General features: G+C 74.9%; 20 protein-coding genes. 12 read left to right on the top strand and 8 right to left on the bottom strand.

The window, feature by feature from the left end; translation table 11 throughout:
• Positions 1-12 precede the first annotated feature (12 nt).
• From CBP52_RS00610 to CBP52_RS00600, 3 genes are all read left to right on the top strand, one after another.
• Entirely contained in the window at positions 13-600 is a 588-nt protein-coding gene (locus CBP52_RS00610; RefSeq protein ID WP_094179392.1) for a hypothetical protein, read from the top strand.
• Positions 597-812, top strand: coding sequence for an acyl-CoA carboxylase subunit epsilon (locus CBP52_RS00605; RefSeq protein WP_094179391.1), 216 nt, complete (start codon positions 597-599; stop codon positions 810-812). Before CBP52_RS00610 ends, CBP52_RS00605 begins: the two co-directional genes overlap by 4 nt.
• Before the next feature lie 66 nt (positions 813-878).
• On the top strand, positions 879-2,555 hold the full coding sequence (locus tag CBP52_RS00600; protein WP_094179390.1) for a DUF885 domain-containing protein: 1,677 nt from the start codon (positions 879-881) through the stop codon (positions 2,553-2,555).
• A gap of 65 nt (positions 2,556-2,620) precedes the next feature.
• Here the strand turns inward: CBP52_RS00600 and CBP52_RS00595 are convergent, their stop codons facing one another.
• Entirely contained in the window at positions 2,621-3,640 is a 1,020-nt protein-coding gene (locus CBP52_RS00595) for an IS30 family transposase (protein WP_198303555.1), read from the bottom strand.
• A gap of 455 nt (positions 3,641-4,095) precedes the next feature.
• Entirely contained in the window at positions 4,096-4,758 is a 663-nt protein-coding gene (locus tag CBP52_RS00590; RefSeq protein ID WP_232514587.1) for a vitamin K epoxide reductase family protein, read from the bottom strand.
• 173 nt (positions 4,759-4,931) lie between these two features.
• On the opposite strand from CBP52_RS00590, the gene CBP52_RS00585 reads away from it, so the two are divergent.
• The 6 genes from CBP52_RS00585 to efeB all read left to right on the top strand — a co-directional run bounded on the left by CBP52_RS00585 (position 4,932) and on the right by efeB (position 11,784).
• Positions 4,932-5,630 carry a nucleoside triphosphate pyrophosphatase gene (locus CBP52_RS00585; protein WP_094182027.1) on the top strand — a complete coding sequence of 233 codons (699 nt, stop codon included), beginning with the start codon at positions 4,932-4,934 and terminating at the stop codon, positions 5,628-5,630.
• 202 nt (positions 5,631-5,832) lie between these two features.
• Positions 5,833-7,647 (top strand): biotin carboxylase N-terminal domain-containing protein, encoded by a 1,815-nt coding sequence (locus tag CBP52_RS00580; RefSeq protein ID WP_232514586.1) that lies wholly within the window; start codon positions 5,833-5,835, stop codon positions 7,645-7,647.
• Positions 7,648-7,657: 10 nt separating this feature from the next.
• Positions 7,658-8,179 (top strand): NUDIX hydrolase, encoded by a 522-nt coding sequence (locus tag CBP52_RS00575; RefSeq protein WP_094179387.1) that lies wholly within the window; start codon positions 7,658-7,660, stop codon positions 8,177-8,179.
• A 141-nt stretch (positions 8,180-8,320) separates the two neighbouring features.
• Complete coding sequence (gene efeU, locus CBP52_RS00570) at positions 8,321-9,181, top strand: iron uptake transporter permease EfeU (protein ID WP_094179386.1); 861 nt, start codon at positions 8,321-8,323, stop codon at positions 9,179-9,181.
• Positions 9,182-9,227: 46 nt separating this feature from the next.
• Positions 9,228-10,424, top strand: a complete 1,197-nt coding sequence (gene efeO, locus CBP52_RS00565) for an iron uptake system protein EfeO (RefSeq protein WP_094179385.1) — start codon at positions 9,228-9,230, stop codon at positions 10,422-10,424.
• A gap of 1 nt (position 10,425) precedes the next feature.
• Entirely contained in the window at positions 10,426-11,784 is a 1,359-nt protein-coding gene (efeB, locus tag CBP52_RS00560; protein ID WP_094179384.1) for an iron uptake transporter deferrochelatase/peroxidase subunit, read from the top strand.
• Positions 11,785-11,791: 7 nt separating this feature from the next.
• Here the strand turns inward: efeB and CBP52_RS00555 are convergent, their stop codons facing one another.
• Together CBP52_RS00555 and CBP52_RS00550 are read right to left on the bottom strand one after the other, a co-directional pair.
• Positions 11,792-12,583 (bottom strand): transglutaminase family protein, encoded by a 792-nt coding sequence (locus CBP52_RS00555; protein WP_094179383.1) that lies wholly within the window; start codon positions 12,581-12,583, stop codon positions 11,792-11,794.
• 62 nt (positions 12,584-12,645) lie between these two features.
• Positions 12,646-13,836 carry a TIGR04053 family radical SAM/SPASM domain-containing protein gene (locus tag CBP52_RS00550; protein ID WP_369826252.1) on the bottom strand — a complete coding sequence of 397 codons (1,191 nt, stop codon included), beginning with the start codon at positions 13,834-13,836 and terminating at the stop codon, positions 12,646-12,648.
• A gap of 89 nt (positions 13,837-13,925) precedes the next feature.
• Here CBP52_RS00550 and CBP52_RS00545 point away from each other — a divergent pair, with 89 nt between their 5' ends.
• Positions 13,926-16,025, top strand: coding sequence for an endonuclease/exonuclease/phosphatase family protein (locus CBP52_RS00545; protein WP_198303504.1), 2,100 nt, complete (start codon positions 13,926-13,928; stop codon positions 16,023-16,025).
• 12 nt (positions 16,026-16,037) lie between these two features.
• Here the strand turns inward: CBP52_RS00545 and CBP52_RS00540 are convergent, their stop codons facing one another.
• Complete coding sequence (locus CBP52_RS00540) at positions 16,038-17,465, bottom strand: NAD(P)H-quinone dehydrogenase (protein ID WP_094179382.1); 1,428 nt, start codon at positions 17,463-17,465, stop codon at positions 16,038-16,040.
• Between the two features lie 125 nt (positions 17,466-17,590).
• On the opposite strand from CBP52_RS00540, the gene CBP52_RS00535 reads away from it, so the two are divergent.
• Both CBP52_RS00535 and CBP52_RS00530 read left to right on the top strand, forming a co-directional pair.
• Positions 17,591-18,421, top strand: a complete 831-nt coding sequence (locus CBP52_RS00535; RefSeq protein WP_094179381.1) for a purine-nucleoside phosphorylase — start codon at positions 17,591-17,593, stop codon at positions 18,419-18,421.
• 97 nt (positions 18,422-18,518) lie between these two features.
• Complete coding sequence (locus tag CBP52_RS00530; RefSeq protein WP_094179380.1) at positions 18,519-20,375, top strand: phospho-sugar mutase; 1,857 nt, start codon at positions 18,519-18,521, stop codon at positions 20,373-20,375.
• Positions 20,376-20,457: 82 nt separating this feature from the next.
• Here the strand turns inward: CBP52_RS00530 and deoC are convergent, their stop codons facing one another.
• The 3 genes from deoC to CBP52_RS00515 form a co-directional block, all read right to left on the bottom strand.
• The gene (gene deoC, locus CBP52_RS00525; protein ID WP_094179379.1) at positions 20,458-21,144 is read right to left on the bottom strand and encodes a deoxyribose-phosphate aldolase; all 687 of its coding nucleotides are present in this window, start codon (positions 21,142-21,144) and stop codon (positions 20,458-20,460) included.
• The gene (locus CBP52_RS00520) at positions 21,141-22,220 is read right to left on the bottom strand and encodes an adenosine deaminase (RefSeq protein ID WP_094182024.1); all 1,080 of its coding nucleotides are present in this window, start codon (positions 22,218-22,220) and stop codon (positions 21,141-21,143) included. The genes deoC and CBP52_RS00520 overlap by 4 nt, the downstream gene beginning before the upstream one ends.
• A 134-nt stretch (positions 22,221-22,354) precedes the next feature.
• Positions 22,355-22,588 (bottom strand): hypothetical protein, encoded by a 234-nt coding sequence (locus tag CBP52_RS00515; protein WP_094179378.1) that lies wholly within the window; start codon positions 22,586-22,588, stop codon positions 22,355-22,357.
• Positions 22,589-22,627 lie beyond the last annotated feature (39 nt).

Raw genomic sequence — 22,627 nt, 5'->3', positions numbered from 1 at the left:
CTGGACCAGACGATGACGCACGAGCACGACGAGCACGACGAGCACCACGGGCACGGTCACGACGACGACCACGAGGGCCACGACTCGGCCACGCACGGGCCCGCTCCGCTGACGGACGTGGACCCGGCCGGGCTGCACGCCGCCGTCGACGCGCTCGCCGCCGCGCTGCACGAGTACGTCGACGCCGCGGTGGGCGTGCGCGCCGAGTTCGGCTCCACGGAGGCCGACGAGGACCCGCGCATCCTGGCGCTCGAGGCGCGCGTGGGCACGCTCAACGCCGCGCTCTACGACCAGATCCACGACCGCCTGGGCATGCACTCGGACCTGACGGGCATGACCTGGCAGGAGGACGAGGGCGGGCACGACGACGCGCCGTCCGAGGACGACGAGGCCGACACGTTCCACGTGGGGCTCGTCGTGGTCCGCACGCCCGCCGCGGGTGACCGGACGCTCGACTCGGCGCTCGACATCGTCGAGTCCGGTGCGGGCGACCTCACGCAGGCGCTGGTCGACGCGGGCTTCGAGGTCGCGGAGTGGGGCGTCTCGCGCGGGGCCCACGTGGACTTCGGCGACGAGGACGACGACGAGGACGACGCGTGAGCGACGACGGCCAGCTCCAGGTGGTGCGCGGCACGCCCGACGACGTCGAGCTCGCCGCGCTCGTCGCGGGCATCATGGCGGCCGCGACGGCGGCTCCGCTCGACCCGCCCGCGGCGCCCCGAGCCGCGTGGTCCGACCGCCGCCGCCAGCTCCGCCCGGTGCCGTCAGCCGCCCCCGGCGCGGACTCCTGGCGCTGGAGCCTGCGCGGCTGACCGCGGCTCCCGCGACCGCCGTCCCCGGTCCCGGTCGCGTCGCTACCGACGAGTAGGGTCGGGCGCATGCGTGAACCCACGGCCGTCGACGCCGTCGCCGAGAAGTACGTCAGCACCTACGCCTCGCTCGACCCGCTGTCCGCGACAGCGATGGGTCTGTCGGGCCACGACCACGAGATGACCGACCTGTCCCCCGCGGGGCACGACGCGCGCGCGGACCTCACGCGCTCGACGCTCCTCGAGCTCGACGCCCTCGCGCCGGTGGACGACGTCGACCGCATCACGGTCGCGGCCATGCGGGAGCGGCTCGGGCTGGACCTCGAGCTGCACGCCGCGGGCGAGCACCTGCGCGACCTGAACAACATCGCGTCCCCCGTCCAGGGCCTGCGCGACGTGTTCGACATCATGCCGACGGGCGACATCGAGGCCTGGGAGAACATCGCGGCGCGTCTGACGGCGCTGCCCCACGCGGTCGACGGCTACGTCGAGTCCCTGCGGGCCGGCGCCGCGCGCGGGCTCGTCCCGGCGGTCCGCCAGGTCCGTGAGGGTGTGACGCAGGCCGTCGAGCTCGCCGCCGGCAGCTCGTTCTTCACCGAGTTCGTGCAGGGCGAGGCCGCCGCGGCCGCGCTGGACGACTCGTCGTCGTGCGCGCTCGTGCGCGCCGAGCTCGAGCGCGGCGCCGCGGGTGCGCGCGAGGCGTACGGCCGGCTCGCGGAGTTCCTGCGCGACGAGCTCGCGCCGCAGGCCCCCACCGACGACGCCGCGGGCCGCGACCGCTACCAGCTGTTCTCCCGGGCGTTCCTGGGCGCGGCCGTGGACCTCGAGGAGACCTACCAGTGGGGGCTCGAGGAGCTCGCGCGGGTCGTCGCGGAGCAGGAGGCCGTCGCGGCGCAGATCGCCGGGCCGGGTGCCACGGTCGAGCAGGCCGTGGCGGCGCTCGACGCGGACCCGTCGCGCACCCTGCACGGCAAGGACGAGCTGCGCCGCTGGATGCAGGAGACCTCGGACGCGGCGATCGCCGCGCTCGACGGCACGCACTTCGACATCCCCGAGCCGCTGCACACGCTCGAGTGCCGGATCGCCCCGACCCAGTCCGGCGGCATCTACTACACGGGCCCGTCGGACGACTTCACGCGGCCCGGCCGCATGTGGTGGTCGGTGCCGGCCGACGTCACGACGTTCAACACGTGGCGCGAGAAGACGACCGTCTACCACGAGGGCGTGCCGGGTCACCACCTGCAGGTCGGTGCCGCGGTGTACAACCGGGCGGACCTCAACACGTGGCGCCGCCTCGCCTGCTGGACCTCGGGCCACGGCGAGGGCTGGGCGCTGTACGCCGAGCGCCTGATGGCGGACCTCGGCTTCCTGGACGACCCGGGCGACCGCCTCGGCATGCTCGACGGCCAGCGGATGCGCGCGGCGCGCGTCGTGTTCGACATCGGTGTGCACCTCGGCCTGCCCGCTCCCGAGCAGTGGGGCGGCGGCCGCTGGGACGCCGACAAGGCGCTCGCGTTCCTGCTCGCGAACGTGAACATGCCCGAGTCGTTCGTGCGGTTCGAGTGGATGCGCTACCTCGGGTGGCCGGGCCAGGCGCCGTCCTACAAGGTCGGCCAGCGCCTGTGGGAGCAGACGCGTGACGCGGCACGGGCCGCCGCCGGCGACGCGTTCGACCTGCGCGCGTTCCACGCCAAGGCGCTCAACCTCGGCTCGCTCCCCCTGGACGTCCTCAAGCTCGCGTTCTGACCCGCCCACGACGAAGGCCCGGCCCCTGTGGGCGGATTCTCGGGGTCCTCGCAACACCTGATGGCTTATGTGGTTGTCAGTAGATCACGCAGACGCTCGGCTGGGGTTCTCCAGCCGAGCGTCTTGCGTGGTCGGCCGTTGAGTTGTTGGGCGACGTGTTCGAGGTCGGCCGGGGAGTGGATCGACAGGTCTGTGCCCTTGGGGAAGTACTGGCGCAGCAGCCCGTTGGTGTTCTCGTTCGAGCCGCGCTGCCAGGGCGAGTGCGGGTCGCAGAAGTAGACCGGCACCCCGGTCGCGATCGTGAACTGCTTGTGGGCGGCCATCTCGCAGCCCTGGTCCCAGGTCAGCGATCCGCGCAGGTGGTCTGGCAGGGTTGTGATCAGCGGGACCAGGACGTCGCGGACCTCCTCGGCGCTGTGCCCGCCGGGCAGGTGCCCGAGCATCACGTAGCGGGTCGAGCGTTCGACCAGGGTCACGATCGCGGAGGCCGACCCGGTGCCGACGATCAGGTCGCCCTCCCAGTGCCCGGGCACCGCTCGGTCCTCGACCTCGGCGGGGCGTTCACAGATCATCACCATCTCGTCAACGAACCGGGACGTGCGCTGGTCCGGGCTCGTGTGGGGTTTGCGGCGGGTCCGCCCGGTGCGCAGCGCGTCGGCGACCTCACGGCGCAGCCCACCGCGGGCCTGGACGTAGATCGCCTGGTAGATCGTCTCGGTGCTCACCCGCATGCTCTCGTCGTGGGGGAAGTCCTCGACCAGAGCGTGGCAGACCTGCTCGGGTGACCACCGCTGCGCGAGCTTCGCGGCGACGAACTCACGCAGCGGACCGTCGGCGGCGAGCTTGGCCGCCTTGGGACGGGCGCGGCTCTTAGCCCACGCCCGCTGGGCGGCATACGGGCGGTAGACGCCGTCGACGGACCGCCGGTCCAGCTCTCGTTTGATCGTCGACGCCGGCCGACCCAGTTGGCGACCGATCTCACGCAGCGAGGCATTCTGCCGGCGTAGGTCGGCGATCGTCTCCCGCTCGGCCAACGTCAAGAACCGCCGATCCAGCTCGGCCTCCAGTGCCGCGAGCGACACCATCTCGTGCGCTCGGACAAGGGTGGTCACGCCCGTCTTATAGTCCACCCGGCGCCCGTCGGGGTAGATCCGAGCCCCGCGGGTCTTACGAACGCCGCCGTCCCAGTCGCGTGCGGTGCGCTCGTTGACCCCCACCTGCTCAGCAGCGCGACGCCGGGATACACCCGCACGCCGCAGCCGCTGGTACTCACCCTTGCCCGGATGCGGCCCCCACCCCCCAACGCCCACGGAACGCAGACCGGCCTGGCGCACCCACCCCGCCGCCGTGTGCCGGCTCAGGCCGACCTCCCGAGCGGCGAGCGTCGCACTCCCGACACGGTCGAAGACCTCGAAGAACCTCATCTTGAGCTCTGGTGAAAGCACGATCCCCGCAACTCCCTGAAAACAGGGCGTTGCGGGGATCGCTAGAACCCGCCGTGCGGGGTCCGGGCCTTCGTCGTGCGGCTCGCGCGCTCCGCTCAGAACAGCGTGTAGCCGTACTTGACCATGATCATCCCGGCCATGACGACGAGCAGCGCGATCGTCACGAACCAGTCGTTGCCCGCCTGGACGAACCGCCGGCCGGCCGCGCCGGCCCGGCCCGGCAGCGTGATGTGCCCCTCGCGGATGTTGATGCGCGTCAGCCCGGCCCACACCAGGGTCGTCGTGAGCGTGATGAGCAGGCACCACGGGCACAGCGCGCCGATCACGAAGTACGACATGTAGAACAGCCACCACGCGAACAGGAACCCGACCGTGTAGATCGCCTGCGCGGTGCGCATGAACCAGCGCGGGAACACCACGCCACCGACCAGCGCGACCGCGACGGTCAGCACGACGGCCTCGGCGGCGATGCCGAGGAACGCGTTCGGGAAGCCCAGCAGCTCGGCGGCCCAGTGCTTCGCGACCGTGGCGCAGTTGATCTTGTCGTTGAAGTTGCAGCTCAGCTCCGCCTTCGAGTTCCCCGCGAGGACGAGCGCCTCGATCGACAGGACGAACGACGCGTACAGGCCGATCAGGCCCGAGACCACCATCTCGATCGCGGTGCGCCGCCGCCACGCCGGGTCCGGCGGCGCGAGCAGGTCGGGGTCGTCGTCGACCAGGTCGTCGAGCTCGAGGTCGTCGTCGTCCACGTCGACCACGGTGTTCTCCTTGCCCACGAGCCCTCCCGAGCCACCCGGCGTCCTGCGTCGGCCCCCGACGCTGCGCAAGCGCGCGACCGCCATTGTGACCCACGTTCCTGTGCGCGAACCCCGACAATCGTCCCTCGGCGCGCGGCTCGGACCCCGCGACCTGCGTGGGTAGGGTGCGGGCCGTGACCCGCCTGCTGCTCGCCTCCGCCTCCCCCGCCCGCCGTGCCACGCTCCGCGCCGCCGGCATCGAGCCGCTCGTGGCGGTCTCGTCCGTCGACGAGGACGCGGTGCTGGCCCGGGCCCGCGAGCGCTACGGGGACGCGGACGGCGTGCTCGACCCGGCGGACGCGGTGCTCGTGCTCGCGCAGGCCAAGGCGCACGACGTCGCCGCGCACCTGCCCGACGACCTCGCGGACGCCACCGACCTCGTGGTGCTGGGCTGCGACTCGATGCTCGAGCTCGACGGGGAGGTCCTCGGCAAGCCGCGCGACGCGGACGACGCGGTCGCGCGCTGGCGGTCGATGCGCGGACGCGCGGGCACGCTCCACACGGGCCACTGGGTGGTGGACCTGCGCGAGCCCGACGAGGACGCGCCCGAGCCGCGGCCCGGGACGCTCGGGGCGGGGCGGGGGGCCGTGCTGGGCGACACGTCGTCGACCGTCGTGCACTTCGCCGACGTGTCCGACGAGGAGATCGCGGCGTACGTGGCGACGGGCGAGCCGCTGACGGTGGCGGGGGCGTTCACGATCGACGGGCGGGGCGGCCCGTTCGTCGAGCGCATCGAGGGCGACCACCACGGCGTCGTCGGCCTCTCGCTGCCGCTGCTGCGCACGCTCCTGCTCCAGGTCGACCTGCCGCTGCCGGCCCTCTGGACCCCCTGACCCACCCGCCCCGCTCGCGCCGTGCGCCACGGCCGGGTTGTGGGGATCGTGCAGCGGGGTCCGGACACCGACCCCCGAGCGGCGCGCGGGCGTCGTCGGGTTCCTACAAAACCCGGGCCGCGCAGGTTGGGTGCAAGCCCAATCTTCTCCGGCGGGCGGCGACGACGAGGCCGCGCCGCACACCGGGGCGTTACGGTGAGCCGTGCCCTCCAGCCTGTCCGCCTCTGCCGTGCGCCCGCTGCGCAAGGTCCTCATCGCCAACCGCGGCGAGATCGCCGTCCGCATCGCGCGCGCCTGCCGTGACGCCGGCGTCGGGTCCGTCGCCGTCTACGCGGACCAGGACCGCACCGCGCTGCACGTGACCCTCGCGGACGAGGCGTTCGCGCTCGACGGCGCCCGCGCGGCGGACACGTACCTGTCGATCGAGAAGCTGCTCGACGTCGCGCTCCGCGCGGGCGCGGACTCCGTGCACCCCGGGTACGGGTTCCTCGCGGAGAACGCGGACTTCGCGCGCGCCGTGACAGACGCGGGCCTGGTGTGGATCGGCCCGTCGCCGGACGCCATCGAGGCGCTGGGCGACAAGGTCAGCGCGCGGCACATCGCGCAGAAGGCGGGCGCGCCGCTCGTCGCGGGCACGCCCGACCCGGTGGACGGCCCGGCGCAGATCCACGCGTTCGTCGCGGAGCACGGCCTGCCGATCGCGATCAAGGCCGCGTTCGGCGGTGGTGGCCGCGGCCTCAAGGTCGCGCGCTCGGCGGACGAGGTCGACGAGCTCTACGAGTCGGCGGTGCGTGAGGCGGTCGCCGCGTTCGGCCGGGGCGAGTGCTTCGTCGAGCGCTACCTGGACAAGCCGCGGCACGTGGAGACGCAGTGCCTCGCCGACGCCCACGGCACGGTCGTCGTGGTGAGCACGCGCGACTGCTCGCTGCAGCGCCGCCACCAGAAGCTCGTCGAGGAGGCGCCCGCGCCGTTCCTCACGGACGCGCAGCGCGAGCAGCTGGTGACCTCCAGCAAGGCGATCCTGCGCGAGGCCGGCTACGTGGGCGCGGCGACGTGCGAGTTCCTCGTCGGCGCCGACGGGACCGTCTCGTTCCTCGAGGTCAACACGCGCCTGCAGGTCGAGCACCCGGTCACCGAGGAGATCTCGGGCGTCGACCTGGTGCGCGAGCAGCTGCGCATCGCGGCGGGCGAGCCGCTCGGCTACGACGAGGTCGCCACGCGCGGGCACTCGATCGAGTTCCGCATCAACGGCGAGGACCCGGCCGCGAACTTCCTGCCCGCGCCGGGCCGCATCTCGACGCTGCGCTTCCCGTCCGGCCCCGGCGTGCGCGTCGACTCGGGCGTGGTCGAGGGAGACACGGTCTCCGGTGCGTTCGACTCGATGATCGCCAAGCTGATCGTCACCGGCGCCGACCGGCCGCAGGCGATCGCGCGCGCCCGGCGCGCGCTGGCCGAGCTCGAGGTCGTCGGCATCCCGACGGTCGTGCCGTTCCACCGGGCGGTGCTCGAGGACGAGGCGTTCGCGCCGGCCGACGCAGCCACGCCGTTCGCGGTGCACACGCGCTGGATCGAGACCGAGTTCGCGGACACGCTCGCGACGCTCGGCAAGGCGCCGGCCGCGACCCCGGCTCCCGAGGAGGAGCCGCCGGCGCTCGAGCGCGTCGTCGTCGAGGTCGGCGGCAAGCGGCTCGAGGTCGTGCTGCCCGCCGCGCTCGGCCTGGGGCGTCCCGGTCCGGCCCGCGCGGGGATGCCGCGCCGGCCCGCGCGTCGCAACGCGAGCGGGCCGAAGGCGGCGGCCAACGGCACGACGCTCGCGTCCCCCATGCAGGGCACGATCGTGAAGGTCGCGGTGCAGGACGGTGCGACGGTCGCGGAGGGCGACCTCGTCGTCGTGCTCGAGGCCATGAAGATGGAGCAGCCGCTGGTGGCGCACCGCGGTGGGACGGTCACGGGCCTCGCCGCGAGCGTCGGCGCGAGCGTGAGCGCCGGCACCGCGATCTGCGAGATCGTCGACTGAGCCCGACCGCATGACCGACCTGCCCCGCCACCCGCCCGCGCCGGGCGACGGCTGGGTGCGGTGCGGGTGCGGGGCACGGCACTGGGGTCTGCACGGCGCGGCGGGGCTGCTGGTCGCGCGCCGCGCCCCGGACGGCCGGCCGACGCACGTGCTGCTGCAGCACCGCGCGCCGTGGAGCCACCACGGCGGCACGTGGGGCATCCCGGGTGGGGCACGCCAGCCGCACGAGGACGCGACCGCGGCCGCGCTGCGCGAGGCGCACGAGGAGGCCGGCGTCCCCGCGGACGCGGTGCGGCCCTTCGCGTCGCACGTGCTGCGGCACCCGGACTGGTCGTACACGACCGTGCTGGCCGACGAGGTGCGCCCGTTCGAGGCGCGCGCCACGGACGCCGAGTCCCTCGCGGTCGCGTGGGTCCCGATCGAGCAGGTCGCCGCGCTCGACCTGCTGCCCGCGTTCGCGGACGCGTGGCCGACGCTCCTGGCCGCGATCCCGGCGACCCCGGAGAGCGCCCCGTGCGGCCCGGACGCGTGACGCGAGACACATCGTCGGGCTCGGTACCGGGCTCCCGCCGACCCCGGGCACGGGTGTAACCTCGCGAATCGTGTGAGGTAAGCCTGACCTCACCTCGCGGCGTCCGGCGCCGCGGACGCACACACTCGGCGAACGGTCACCATGGTCGCGAACTTCCTCATCGGCCTGCGCGAGGGGCTCGAAGCAGCCCTCGTCGTCAGCATCCTCGTGGCGTACCTGGTCAAGACCGGGCGACGCGACCTGCTGCCCGCGCTGTGGGGTGGCGTGGCCGTCGCCGTGGGGGTCTCGCTCGCGTTCGGCGCGCTGCTGACGTTCGGGCCCAAGGGGCTGTCGTTCGAGGCGCAGGAGGCCATCGGCGGCACGCTGTCGATCGTCGCGGTCGGCCTCATCACCTGGATGATCTTCTGGATGGCGCGCACCGCCCGCCACCTCAAGGCAGACCTGCAGCACAAGCTCGACGACGCGATCGCGGCCGGCAAGGGCGCCGTGGTCGTCATGGCGCTGCTCGCCGTGGGCCGCGAGGGCCTCGAGACCGCGCTGTTCCTGTGGGCGGGCGCGCAGGCGACCTCGTCGGGCACCAGCGCGCCGCTCGCCGGCGCCGCGCTCGGCATCGCGGTCGCGGTCCTGGCCGCGTGGCTCATGTACCGCGGCGCGGTGCGCCTCGACCTGCGCCGGTTCTTCGCCTGGACCGGGCTGTTCCTCGTCCTCGTCGCGGCAGGCGTCCTGTCCTACGGCGTGCACGACCTGCAGGAGGCCGGCATCCTGCCCGGCCTGGACTCGCTCGCGTTCGACGTCTCCGCGAGCATCCCGCCCTCGTCCTGGTACGCGACGCTCGCCAAGGGCGTCTTCAACTTCACGCCCGCGACCACGTGGCTCCAGCTCGTCGCGTGGACCTCCTACGTCGCCGTCGTCCTGACCGTGTTCGTCCGCACCACGTGGGGCCGCTCGACGGCGCCCAGGCCGTCGGCGCCCGCCGTCGTCGCCCCCGTCGCGACCCCCTGACGCCCGCGCCGGACGCCCGCACCTCCACCCGCTCCTGAGGAGACCCATGTCCCGCTCCGCCCTCGGCGCGCTCGCGCTCGTCGCCCTCGTCCTGCCGCTCGCCGCCTGCGTCGACAACGACGCGAGCCCGGCCGCGTCGGGCGCACCCGGGCGTGCGCTGACCGTGAGCAGCACCCAGGACGCGTGCGAGGTGTCAGCCACGACCGCCCCGAGCGGCACGCTCACGTTCGCCGTGAGCAACGACGGCACGGACGTCACGGAGTTCTACCTGCTCGGCGAGGACGGCCTGCGGGTCGTCTCCGAGGTGGAGAACATCGGCCCGGGCCTCACGCGCGACCTCGTCGTGCAGGTCCGACCCGGCACGTACTACACGGCGTGCAAGCCGGGCATGGTGGGCGACGGCATCCGCGCCGAGTTCACCGTGACCGACTCGGGCGAGGCCGTCGGACCGACGGGCGACGCGGCCGACCAGCTCGCCGCCGCCGAGGCGCAGTACGTCGCGTACGTCAAGGACCAGGTGGGCGCGCTGATCGCCGGCACGCAGGAGTTCGCGGACGCCTACACGGCTGGCGACGACGACGAGGCGCGCGCGCTCTACGCCGCGACGCGCGTCCACTGGGAGCGCGTCGAGCCCGTCGCCGAGTCCTTCGGAGACCTCGACCCGCTGACCGACGCGCGCGAGGCCGACCTCGAGGACGGCCAGACCTGGAGCGGCTGGCACTACATCGAGAAGGACCTGTGGCCGCCGCTCGCCGCCGACAACGGCGGCGTCGAGTACGTGCCGCTCACCGACGCCGAGCGCACCAAGGCGGCGGACGACCTCGTCGGGTGGACGCAGCAGCTCGTCGACCTGGTCGACGACCCGCAGTTCACGTTCGAGGCGTTCCAGATCGCCAACGGCGCCAAGGAGCTCCTCGACGAGGTCGCGACCGGCAAGGTCACGGGCGAGGAGGAGATCTGGTCGCACACCGACCTGTGGGACTTCCAGGCGAACGTCGACGGCGCGCGCGTGGCGTACGAGGTGCTCGCGGACGTCGTCGAGGGCGCCGACCCGGACCTGGCGGCGACGCTCGTCGAGCGGTTCGCCGCGCTCGAGGGGCTGCTCGCCGAGCACGGCTCGGTGGAGAAGGGCTTCACGGCGTACGACGAGCTGACCGCGCAGCAGGTCAAGCAGCTGTCCACCGCGGTCGACGCGCTCTCCGAGCCGCTGTCCCGGCTGACCGCCGTCGTCACGGGGGTCTGACGTGACCGAGCAGCCGCCCGCCCCCGGGTCGCGGGGCGTCACGCGTCGCGCGGTGCTCGGCGGCGGTCTGCTCGGTGCCGCCGCCGTCGGCGCCGCGGGCTTCGCCGCCGGTCGTGCGGCGGCGTCGGTCGGCGAGCCTGCCCCGGACACCCGCGCCGCGGGGACCTACCCGTTCACGGGCCGGCACCAGGCGGGCATCGTGACGCCCGCGCAGGACCGCCTGTACCTCGCGTCGTTCGACGTGACGACCGACGACCGCGAGGACCTCGTCGCACTGCTCCAGCGCTGGACGACGATCGCCGCACGCCTCACGCAGGGGCTGTCGGCGGGCCCGTACGGTGCGGCGTCCGGCCCGTACGACGCGCCGCCCGACGACACGGGCGAGGCCGCCGACCTGCCCGCCGCGGGGCTGACCCTCACGTTCGGGTTCGGCCGCTCGCTGTTCGTCGCCGCCGACGGCACCGACCGGTTCGGCCTCGCGGACCGTCTGCCCGACGCGCTCGTCGAGCTGCCGCACTTCCCCGCGGACGCGCTCGACCCGGCGCGCAGCGACGGCGACCTCGTCGTGCAGGCGTGCGCCGACGACCCCCAGGTCGCGGTCCACGCGATCCGCAACCTGTCGCGCGCGGCGTTCGGCGCCGCGACGATCCGCTGGACGCAGCTCGGGTACGGGCGCACGTCCTCGACGTCCACGGCGCAGACGACGCCGCGCAACCTGTTCGGCTTCAAGGACGGCACCGCCAACCTCAAGGCCGAGGAGCCCGACGAGCTCGAGCGGCACGTGTGGGTGGGCGAGGACGCGGCCGCGCACGACTCGCGCGACTCGTCGTGGCTGGTCGGCGGCACCTACCTCGTCGCACGGCGCATCCGCATGCAGATCGAGACGTGGGACCGCACGTCGCTGCGCGAGCAGGAGGCGCTCGTCGGACGGACCAAGGGTGAGGGCGCTCCCCTGTCCGGCGGCGAGGAGCTCACCGAGCCCGACTTCGAGGTCACCGGCCGCGAGGGCACGCCGCTCGTCGCGCTCAACAGCCACGTGCGGCTCGCGCACCCCACCCACAACGACGGCGTGCGGATGCTGCGCCGCGGCTACAACTTCACCGACGGCAACGACTCGTTGGGGCGGCTCGACGCGGGGCTGTTCTTCATCGCGTTCGTCCGCGACCCCCGCACGCACTACGTCCCCATGCAGACCACGCTGTCGCGCGACGACGGGCTCATGGAGTACCTGCAGCACACCGGCTCGGGTCTGTTCGCGGTGCCGCCCGGCGTGCCCGACGGCTCGCTCGTGACGGGCAGCGACGGCACCCCGATCACGACGAGCCACAGCCCGTTCGTCGGGCAGGCGCTGTTCGCCTGAGGCGCGCTCAGCCGAGCGTCACGAGCGTGCGCACGTCGTCGTCGGGCAGCTCGTCGACGACCGCGCCCACGCGGAAGGCGGTGAGGTCCGCGGCGCCGCCGTGCACGGACAGGAACGCGGTGTGCGACGCGTCGCGCCCGGTGGCGACGCGCACGAGGGTGGACCGCGGTGCGAGCGTCGTCGCGTCGACCACGCGCCACGCGTCGTCCACCCACGCCTCCGCGACCGCGTGCAGGTCCATCGGGTCCAGCCCGGGCGCGTACACCCCGACGAGCCGCGCGGGCACGTCGAGCGCGCGCAGCAGCGCGACGACGAGGTGCGCGTAGTCCCGGCACACGCCCTGCCGGGCGAGCAGCGTGCGCACCGCGCCGTCGGTCGGCAGGCTCGAGCCCGGCACGTAGGCGAGGCGCGTGCCGACCCACGACGAGACGGCCGCGAGCAGGTCCTGCCCGGCGAGCCCGGCGAACTCGGCGCGCGCGGTCGGCCCGAGCGAGTCCGACTCGCAGTACCGGCTCGGCCGCAGGTAGCGCAGCCGGTCGGCCTCGCTCGCCCCGGGTGTGGTGGTGCGTCCGCGCACGGTCGCGCCGTAGTCCACGACGAGCGTGCCCGGCCCCGCGTCGAGCACGTGCAGGCGCGTGCCGTGCGCGTCGGGGACCTCGCGCGGGGTGAGGGGGACGCCGTCGAGCGTGACCTCGAGGCGCTCGTCGGCGTCGTGACCCGTCGCCACCGCGAGCGCCAGCGCCAGGGTCGCGGGGGCGCGGACGTCGAGCGTCAGGTGGGCGGTGACGTCACGCAGCATGACGACGAGTGTGCGGGCTGCACCCGCCGCGCGCACCCGCTCACGCGGGTGCGTCCCGCAGGTCAGGACGCCAGCAGCGCGGCGACGTCCTCGGCGTACGGGAACGAGCCCGGCTCGTAGGCGCACAGCGGGTCGGACGCGTGCGGGTCGCCGGACGTGGCGTACGCGCGCGACCGCGAGCCGCCGCACACCCGGGCGAACTCGCACGTCCCGCACCGCCCGGTCAGCAGCGAGGTGTCCCGCAGGCCGGTGAACAGCTCCGAGGAGCGGTAGATCTCCGGGAGCGGCTGCTCGCGGACGTCGCCGGCCGAGACCGGCAGGAAGCCCGAGGGGTGCACGGTGCCGACGTGCGAGACGAAGACGAACCCGTAGCCCGCGTTGACGTTGACCGGGGGTCGCCGCGCCCGCACCGCGTCGCCCCAGCCGAACGCGGCCGTGCGCTCGGTCAGCTCGGCGTACAGCTCGCCGAGGCCCATCACCTCGACGTGGTCCGCGCCGCGCTCCTCGAGCACCGCTCGCTGCAGCGCGACCCGCCGGAAGTGGTGGCCCTCGGTCGTCTTCACCGGGACGTGCGGGCCCAGGTCGTACAGGTAGTTCATGACGTCCTCGCACTGCTGCGCGCTGAGCGCACCCAGGTCGACGCCGCGGCCCATCGGCACGAGCATGAACGCGCTCCACGTCATCGCGCCGTACTCGCGCACGAGCGCCGCCAGGTCGGGCAGCTCGTGCACCGTGCGGCTCGACATCGTCGAGTTGACCTGCACCTTCATGCCGAGCTCGCGCGCCGTGGCCCACGCCTGCACGGTCCGGTCGAACGTCCCCGGCACGCGGCGGAAGCCGTCGTGGACCTGCGCCGTCGCGCCGTCGAGCGACAGCGACATCGCGGTCACACCCGCCTCCTGCAGCCGCACGAGCGCCGCACGGTCGAGCTTCGCGGTGCCCGACGGCGAGACCGCCACCGCGAGCCCGAGCGCACGACCGCGCCGCACGAGCTCGTCGAGGTCCTCGCGCTCGAAGCAGTCGCCGCCCGTGATGACGAAGATCGGCGACGGCCGCCCGAAGGACGCGACCTGACGCATGAGCTCGGTCGCCTCCTCGGTGTCGAGCTCGCGCGGGTCACGGCGGGGCTGCGCCTCGGCCCGGCAGTGCACGCACGACAGCGCGCACGCGCGCGTGGCCTCCCAGATCACCAGCAGCGGCCGGTCCGCCGGGTCGTGGCGGACGGTTCGGACGACGGGACCGTGCGGGCGCATGTGCCGCATCATGGGCCCACCGGGGCGCCCCGGGCCGGGACGTGTGTCCCGCGCGGGCCGCCCACGGCCCGGCGCGTACCCTTCGGCGCGTGACGAGCGACGACACGCGAGAGGCGCGGCCCACCGGGTCCGCCGACGAGCAGGCACCGGCCGGCAGCGTCGCCCGGCCGCCCGACGACGGCACGCCCACGCGCGTCTGGCTGCTCGCGGCGCTCGTCGTCGCCACGCTCGAGCTCGTGCGCGCGAGCGGTCCGCTGCTCGACCACGCGTTCGCGTCGGGCGTCGTGACCGTCGGCGTCACCGCGCTCGCCACGTACGCCGCCGCAGGGCTCGTCGCAGGGGCGCTCCTGGTCGCCACGCGCGCGCCGAGCGGGGTGCCGACCGGCCGCACCGTGATCGTCGGCGCGGCGGTGCTCGCGGTGCTGCGCGTGGTGCTGCAAGGCCTCGAGGACGACGCCCGGTACCGGCTCGGGCTCGTGTCCGTGGCCTGGGCGGTCGGCGCGCTCGTCCTCGCGGCCGCGTTCGTCGCGGGACGCGCCTCGGGGCCGCGGCAGGCCGCGCTCGGGGTCGTCGTCGGCTGCGGGCTGTCCGCGGGGCTCCAGGTGCTGCTGGGCTCGTGGGACGCCGTGTGGCGGTCGTCGTGGGTCGGCTGGGTCGTCGCGGTCGCGGTCGCGGTCGCGCCGCTCGCCGCGGTCCGCGTCACCTCGGGCGGGACGGGCGCGGGGGCGCCCGCGACGAACCGTCCGCGCCGGCTGTGGGCGCTCGGGCCGGTCATCGCGATCGCCGTGATGATCGGCGCGAACCCCGCGTTCCTCGCGTCGCAGGCCGGGATCGCGCTCGGCTGGGCCGGGCTGGCCGTGGTCCTCGCGACCGGGCTGGGCGGGTGGCTGCTGCTGCGCCCCGACCGCTGGCCGGGAGCCGTGCGCGTCGGGGCCGCGGTCCTCGTGGTCGCCGCGGTCGCGCTCGCGATGCTCACCTCCGGCGGCACGGCGCTCGTCGCCGTCGTGGTGCTGGACGCCGTGCTCGGCGTCGTGCTCGTCGGGACGCTCTCCGTGCGCCGCTCGGCGCCTCCGGGCACCTGGCGCACCGCGGGTGCGGTCGCGGTCGCCGGGCTCGGCGTCGTGCTGCCGCTGCTCGGCTACATGCTCGACTACGACGTCCCGCTGCCGTTCGACAACGCGTACGTGCCGGTGGCCGCGGCCGTGGTCGTCGCGGTCTGCGGCCTGCACCACCGCACACCGGCGCCCGTCGCCCCGCTCGGGAGCGCGCCGGGCAGCGCGTCCGGCAGCGCCTCTGGCAGCGCGTCTAGCAGTGCGTCGGGCGGCGCGCAGGGCCCCGCCCCGGACCCGGCACCGGACCTGCGCCAGCCCGCGCGCGTACGCGCCGCGCGCCTGCTGCTGGTCCCGCCGGTCGTGCTCGCGCTCGTCGGCCTCGGCCCGTCGACGACGAGCACGCACGGCCGGGACGTGCCCGCGCGCGCCGCGGGCGACGCGCTCACGGTCGTGAGCTGGAACCTGCACTACGGCGTCGCGCCGTCCGGCGGCGTCGACCTCGAGGCCGCCGCCGCGACCGTCGAGGCGGCGGGTGCCGACGTGGTCCTGCTCCAGGAGGTGGAGCGCGGCTGGGTGCTCGGCGGCGGAGCGGACATGGCGACGTGGCTCGCGCGCCGTCTGGGCATGACGGTCGAGTACGCGCCGGCGGCCGACCGGCAGTTCGGCAACGCGGTGCTGGCCAGGTCCGGGCTCACGGACGTCGCCGTGACCGTCCTGCCGTACGGCGCCGGTCCGCAGGGGCGTTCGGCACTCTCGGCCACGGTGACGACGGCCGGGGGCGAGGCCGTGCGCGTGACGTCCGTCCACCTGCAGCACCGCGCCGAGAACACGCCGACGCGCCTGGACCAGCTCGCCACGCTGCTGGCGGCCGAGCCGGGCACCGGGCCGAGCGTGCTGGGCGGTGACCTCAACGCCCGGCCGGGGTGGCCGGAGGTCGAGCTGCTCACGGACGCCGGGTGGGTCAGCGCGGTCGACGAGGTCGGTGACGCCGACGCACTCACCTCACCGTCCGACGCACCCGCCGAGCGGATCGACTGGGTCTTCGGCCGGCACGTCGGGTTCGCGTCGGCGGACGTGCTCACGGACGTCGCGACGAGCGACCACCTCCCGCTCGTCGTCCGGGTCACGCTCCCCTGACGCTCCCCGCGGTCAGTCCGCGGCGCGGTGGTGCAGCGTGCGCGCGACCTCGGCCAGCGTGCCGGACATCGACGGGTAGACCGTGATGACCTGCGCGACCTGGTCGGCGGACAGGCGGTGCGTGATCGCGAGCGCGAGCGGGAACACCGACTCCGACGCGCGCGGGCCGACGAGCACCGCACCGAGCACGGTGCCCGCGCCGCGCGTCGCGAAGATCTTGACGAACCCCTCGCGCACGCCGAGCATCTTGGCCCGCGGGTTGCGGGTCAGCGGCAGGGTGCTCACCTCGTACGCGACCCCCTCCTCCTGCAGGCGCTGCTCGGAGTAGCCGACCGTCGCGATCTCCGGTGCCGTGAAGATGTTCGCCGCGACGGCGCGCAGCGACAGCGGCATGACCGCGTCGCCCAGCGCGTGCGACATCGCGATGCGCCCCTGCGTCGCGGCGACCGACGCGAGCGGGAGCACCCCGGTCACGTCGCCGGCCGCGTAGACGCCGCGCACGCTCGTGCGCGAGACCTTGTCGACCTCGATGTGCCCGGACGGCGCCAGGCGCACGCCGGACTCCTCGAGCCCGAGCCCGCTCGTCGTCGGGATCGAGCCGACCGCGAACAGCACGTGCGTGCCCTCGACCTCCCGCCCGTCGGCGAGCGTCACGACGACCCCGTCGGCGGTGCGGCGCGCCCCGGCGGCCCGCGAGCGCGACAGCACGGTCATGCCGCGGCGTTTGAAGACCTCCTCGATGAGCTCGGCCGCGTCGCCGTCCTCGCCCGGGAGCACGCGGTCGCGCGACGAGACCAGCGTGACGTCCGAGCCGAGCGACGTGTACGCGCCGGCGAACTCCGCACCCGTGACGCCCGAGCCGACGACGACGAGCCGCTCGGGCAGCGCGGGCAGGTCGTACAGCTGCGTCCACGTGAGGATGCGCTCGCCGTCGGGCCGCGCCTCGGGCAGCTCGCGCGGGCGCGCGCCGGTCGCGACGAGGACGACGTCCGCGTCCAGCGTCGTCTCGCCGCCGCCGTCGACGAGGTCGACGACGACCCGCTGCGGCCCGTCGAGACGGCCGCGGCCGAGCACGACGTGCACGCCCTCCTTCTCGAGGCGTCCCCGGATGTCCGCCGACTGCGCGGCCGCGAGCGCCTTGACGCGCGTGTTCACCGCGGCGAGGTCGATGTGGTGGCCGTGGTCGTGGCTCAGGCCGCTGCGGATCCCGAGCTCGGGCGCGCGGTCGGCGATCGTCATCCACTCGGCGGTCGCGATGAGCGTCTTGGACGGGACGACGTCCGTGAGCACGGCCGACCCGCCGAGCCCCTTCTCCTCGACCACCGTCACGTCGGCGCCCAGGCGCCGCGCGACGAGAGCGGCCTCGTAGCCACCGGGGCCTCCCCCGACGATGACGACGCGGGTGTCGGGCAGGGCGTGCGTACCGGGCGGTGTGCTCACGTGTGCATTCTGCCCGGTGCCGGCGCATGCCTCACGAGCAGCCGGTGGGCAGCCCGCGTGTGGCTCGGCACGTCCCGCGCGCCGTGACGCGTGCCCCGGGCGCGGTCGGGGCTAGCGTTCTCGTCATGACCGACGTCCTGGACCTCGACGACCCGACGACCGACCCGTTCGACGTGGCCCGCGCGGCCGCGGAGCACCTGGCGCGCGCCACCGGGGTGCCGCGCCACGACGTGGCGCTCGTGCTGGGCTCGGGCTGGGGCGGTGCGGCGGACCTGCTGGGCGAGACGGTCGCCGAGGTCGCGAGCACCGACGTGCCGGGGTTCTCGGCCGCCGCCGTGCACGGGCACGTCGGCACGATCCGCTCGGTGCGCATCGGCGCGAGCGGCAAGCACGCGCTCGTGCTCGGCTCGCGCACGCACCTGTACGAGGGCAAGGGGGTGCGGCGCGTCGTGCACGGCATGCGCACCGCGGCGGCGGCGGGCGCCACGACCGTCGTGCTCACCAACGGCTGCGGCGGCCTGAACCCCGCGTGGGGTCCGGGCACGCCCGTGCTCATCAGCGACCACCTCAACCTGACGGCGACCTCGCCGGTCGAGGGTGCGACGTTCGTCGACCTGACCGACCTGTACTCGGCCCGTCTGCGGGGCCTCGCGCGCGAGGTCGACCCGTCGCTCGACGAGGGCGTGTACGTCCAGTTCCGCGGACCGCACTACGAGACGCCGGCCGAGGTGCGCATGGCCGGGCGCCTGGGTGGCGACCTCGTCGGGATGTCGACGACGCTCGAGGCGATCGCGGCGCGGCAGGCGGGGCTCGAGGTGCTCGGCATCTCGCTCGTGACGAACCTCGCGGCCGGCATCAGCGAGCAGCCGCTGTCGCACGAGGAGGTCCTCGAGGCCGGTCTCGCGGCCGGGCCGCGCATCAGTGCGCTGCTGGCCGACATCATCCGCCGCCTGTGACGCCCCGCCGCTGACACCCCGCCGCTGACACACCGCCGCGCGGCGGGGCCGGGACGTTCGGTTCGTGCGCGAGCGTACTGGTCAGTACGTTGGGGGCATGAGCGCCGACGACGCGTGGGATGACCTCACGGCCCGGGTCGAGGCATGGATCGCCGACGACCCGGACCCCGAGACCGCGGACGAGCTGCGCGAGCTGCTGCGCCTCGCGCAGGAGTCCCCGCCCGGGCTCGAGGAGGGCGCCGACCCGGACCTCGAGCAGCTCACGGTGCTGCGCACCGCGCGGCACGCGCGCGCCGAGCTCGCCGACCGGTTCTCCGGGCTGCTCCAGTTCGGCACCGCGGGGCTGCGCGGCGCGATCGCCGGCGGACCGCACCGCATGAACCGCGCGGTGGTGATCCGCGCCGCGTCGGGGCTCGCGGACTACCTGCTCGGCGAGCTCGACGGCCTCACGCCGGCGCCGCGCGTCGTCGTCGGCTACGACGCGCGCCGCAAGTCCGAGCAGTTCGCCCTGGACACGGCCGCCGTCCTGACGGCCGTCGGCATCGAGGTGCTCCTGCTCCCCCGCCCGCTGCCCACCCCGGTGCTCGCGTTCTGCGTGCGCCGGTTCGACGCCGACGCGGGCGTCATGGTCACCGCGTCGCACAACCCGCCGCAGGACAACGGCTACAAGGTCTACCTCGGCGGGCGCGTCGTGACCGACAGCGGCCAGGGCGCGCAGATCGTGCCGCCCGCCGACTCGGCGATCGCCGCCGAGATCGCCCGCGTGCCGTCCGTCGCGTCCGTACCGCGGGCCGACCACGGCTGGACCGTGCTGGGCGAGGACGTCGTCGACGCGTACGTCGACGCGACGCTGCAGCTCGCCGACCCGACGACGCGGGCTGTCGCAGGCGACCTGCGGGTCGTCCTGACGCCCCTGCACGGCGTGGGCGGCGAGGTCGCGCAGCGGGTGCTCGCGGGGGCGGGGTTCACCGACGTGCTCGTCGTGCCGGAGCAGGCGGAGCCCGACGGCCGCTTCCCGACCGTCGCGTTCCCCAACCCCGAGGAGCCCGGCGCGATCGACCTCGCGCTCGGGCTCGCGGCCGACGAGCGTGCCGACCTGGTCATCGCGCTCGACCCGGACGCCGACCGGTGCGCCGTGGCGGTGCAGGACCCGCGGGCGCGCGCCTACCGCGGCCCGGACACCGCGGCCGCCGACGGCTGGCGGATGCTGCACGGCGACGAGACCGGCGCGCTGCTCGGCCAGGAGGCCGCGGACCGCCTCGCGGCCGACGGCGAACCCCTCGACCCCGAGGCCGCGTTCGCGAGCTCGATCGTGTCCTCCCGGCAGCTCGCGCAGATCGCGCAGGCCGCCGGCGTGCGCCACGTGCAGACGCTCACCGGGTTCAAGTGGCTCTCGCGGGTCGACGGCCTCGTGTTCGGGTACGAGGAGGCGCTCGGCTACTGCGTCGCACCGGGGACCGTGCGGGACAAGGACGGGATCTCGGCCGCGCTGCTCGTCGCGGGCCTCGCCGCCCGGCTCAAGGCGTCCGGCAGGACGCTCGTCGACGCGCTCGACGACCTGGCGCGCGCGCACGGGCTGTACCTCACCGGCCAGGTGTCGGCCCGGTACGACGACCTCGCGGCGATCGGCGAGACGGTGGGCCGAGTGCGCGCACAGCCGCCCGGCGTTCTCGGCGGCGCGGCCGTGACGCGCGTGGTCGACCTCGCGCGCGGCACCGACGAGGAGCGCGGGGGCCTGCCGCCGACCGAGGGGCTGCGGCTCGACGCCGCCGACGGCACCCGCGTGATCGTGCGCCCGTCCGGCACCGAGCCCAAGGTCAAGTGCTACCTCGAGGTCGTCGAGCCGGTGCTCCCCGACGCCGACGACGCCGCCGTGGGCGCGGCACGCCGCCACGCCCGCGAGCGCCTGGACGCCGTGGCGGCCGACGTGCGCGGCGCGCTCGGCATCGACTGACCCCGCGGCACCACCCGCACCGCGCGAGCGGGTGGAGGGACGCGTGAGCGCCCGTCCACCCGTCTGGCGCACGAGGCAGCGGTCAGTACGTCGAGTCGGCCTCCAGGCCCGCCAGGACCGCTGCCGTCCCGGACAGGCCGAGACGCGTGGCGCCGGCCTCGATCATCGCCAGCGCGTCGCCCGCCGTGCGGATGCCGCCCGACGCCTTGACGCCGAGCCGACCGCCCACGGTGTCGGCCATGATGCGCACCGCGTGCACCGACGCGCCACCCGCGGGGTGGAACCCCGTCGAGGTCTTGACGAAGTCCGCACCGGCCGCCGCGGCGGCCTTGCACACGTGCACGATCTCGTGGTCGCTGAGCGCCGCGGACTCGATGATGACCTTGAGCACGGCGGGCGCGGGGATCGCGGCGCGGACGGCGGCGATGTCCGCCTGCACGTCGTCGAACCGCTCCTCCTTGGCCGCGCCCACGTCGATCACCATGTCGACCTCGTCGGCCCCGTCCGCGACGGCACGCGCGGCCTCGGCGGCCTTCACCTCGCTGTGATGCTTGCCCGACGGGAACCCGCACACCGTGGCGACCTTGAGGCCGGGCGCCCCCGAGACGTCGACGGGCAGGAACGACGGCGACACGCAGATCGAGTAGACGCCGAGGCGGCCCGCCTCGACGACGAGCGCGTCGACGTCCGCGCGCGTGGCCTCGGGCTTGAGCAGCGTGTGGTCGACGAACTGGGCGAGGGCTGCTGCGTCGAGCGGGTCGTGGGTCATGCGCGGTGCCTTCCTCCCCGGGCCGCGGCGTACGCGGGCCGGATCACGGTGTCGATGAGCGCGGCGCGCTCGTCGTGGTGGAGGAACGCCTGCGCGGCCGCGGTGACCGCGACGTCCTCCAGGTCGTGCAGCGTCCAGCCCGCCTGCTCGACGAGCAGCGCGAGCTCGCGGCCGAGCGTGGTGCCGGACTGCAGCCGGTTGTCGGTGTTGACGGTGACCGCGAAGCCCAGCCGGCGCAGCCGGGTCACCGGGTGCTCCGCGACCGAGGGTGCGGCGCCGGTGTGGACGTTCGACGACGGGCACACCTCGAGCGCGAGCCGCTGGTCGCGCACCCAGTGCGCGACCAGGCCGAACCGGTCGCCGAGGTCGTCGGAGCCCACGTCGTCGACGAGCCGCACGCCGTGGCCCAGCCGCAACGCACCCGCCGCGACCGCGTCGGACACGGACTCCACACCGGCCGCCTCGCCCGCGTGCAGCGTGAACGGGAAGTGCGCCGCGCGCAGCATCGCGAACACCTCGGGGTGCGCGGACGCCGGGTAGCCGTCCTCCGGGCCCGCGAGGTCGAAGCCGACCACCCCCGCGTCCCGGTTGGCGACCGCCAGCTCGGCGACCTCCGCCCAGCGGTCCAGGTGCCGCATCGCGCACAGCACCAGCTGGACCCGGACCGGGGTGCCGGCCTCGCGCGCCTGCGTGACGCCCTCGTCCACGCCCGCGCCGACCGCGTCCACGACCTCCTGCAGGCTCAGCCCGCCCTCGACGTGTTGCTCGGGCGCGTACCGCAGCTCGGCGTACACCACGCCGTCCGCCGCGAGGTCGAGCACCGCCTCCCGCGCGACGCGGCGCAGCGCGTCGGCGGTCTGCAGCACCGCGACCGTGTGCGCGAACGTCTCCAGGTACCGCTCGAGCGAGCCGGCCGACGCGGCGTCGACGAACCACGCCCCGAGCGCATCGGGATCCGTCGTGGGCAGCTCGTGACCGGTCTGCTCCGCGAGCTCGACGATCGTCGCGGGGCGGAGCCCGCCGTCGAGGTGGTCGTGGAGGAGCACCTTCGGCAGCGAGGGGATGAGGGCGACCAACGCCCCGACCGCGTCGGCGGCGGGGACAGCGGGGTCACCCGCCTGGCCGCTCACCTGCTCGTCCGCGGGGCCGGCGGTCCGCTCCCCCGGCTGCTCCCCGGCCGGCTCGTCCTTCGTCTCGTCCGTCTTCTTGCTCACGCCTCGTCCTCGTCGTCGTCCAGGGGGACCTCGGTGTCCTGCTCGACGACGTCCGCCTCGTCGGCGGCGCCGTCACGGTCGGGCCGCGCGAAGTCCGGGACGTACTCCTCCGGGTCCGGCGCGTCGGCGGGCCGGTCCGTCTCGTCGTCGGTCAGCCGGGCGGGGACGGCCGGGTCGGCGGGCTCGAGCCCCGCGTCCCGCCAGGCGTCAGGTCCGGGCAGCGTGCTCATCGCGTCCTCCTCGTCGCCGGGTCGTCCTGCTCATCCTTC

Origin of the sequence: Cellulomonas sp. PSBB021 (assembly GCF_002240455.1) — a bacterium.
GTDB lineage: Bacteria > Actinomycetota > Actinomycetes > Actinomycetales > Cellulomonadaceae > Cellulomonas > Cellulomonas uda.
The sequence above is the reverse complement of the archived record's forward strand: the minus strand, read 5'-3'. Positions and strand labels throughout refer to the sequence as shown.

Coding starts and splice junctions, on each gene's coding strand:
- CBP52_RS00610 (WP_094179392.1), top strand. CDS start 13: ATGACGCACGAGCACGACGAGCACGACGAGCACCACGGGCACGGTCAC.
- CBP52_RS00600 (WP_094179390.1), top strand. CDS start 879: ATGCGTGAACCCACGGCCGTCGACGCCGTCGCCGAGAAGTACGTCAGC.
- CBP52_RS00595 (WP_198303555.1), bottom strand. CDS start 3,640: ATGGTGTCGCTCGCGGCACTGGAGGCCGAGCTGGATCGGCGGTTCTTG.
- CBP52_RS00575 (WP_094179387.1), top strand. CDS start 7,658: ATGACCGACCTGCCCCGCCACCCGCCCGCGCCGGGCGACGGCTGGGTG.
- efeU (WP_094179386.1), top strand. CDS start 8,321: ATGGTCGCGAACTTCCTCATCGGCCTGCGCGAGGGGCTCGAAGCAGCC.
- efeO (WP_094179385.1), top strand. CDS start 9,228: ATGTCCCGCTCCGCCCTCGGCGCGCTCGCGCTCGTCGCCCTCGTCCTG.
- CBP52_RS00555 (WP_094179383.1), bottom strand. CDS start 12,583: ATGCTGCGTGACGTCACCGCCCACCTGACGCTCGACGTCCGCGCCCCC.
- CBP52_RS00550 (WP_369826252.1), bottom strand. CDS start 13,836: ATGCGCCCGCACGGTCCCGTCGTCCGAACCGTCCGCCACGACCCGGCG.
- CBP52_RS00535 (WP_094179381.1), top strand. CDS start 17,591: ATGACCGACGTCCTGGACCTCGACGACCCGACGACCGACCCGTTCGAC.
- CBP52_RS00530 (WP_094179380.1), top strand. CDS start 18,519: ATGAGCGCCGACGACGCGTGGGATGACCTCACGGCCCGGGTCGAGGCA.
- deoC (WP_094179379.1), bottom strand. CDS start 21,144: ATGACCCACGACCCGCTCGACGCAGCAGCCCTCGCCCAGTTCGTCGAC.
- CBP52_RS00515 (WP_094179378.1), bottom strand. CDS start 22,588: ATGAGCACGCTGCCCGGACCTGACGCCTGGCGGGACGCGGGGCTCGAG.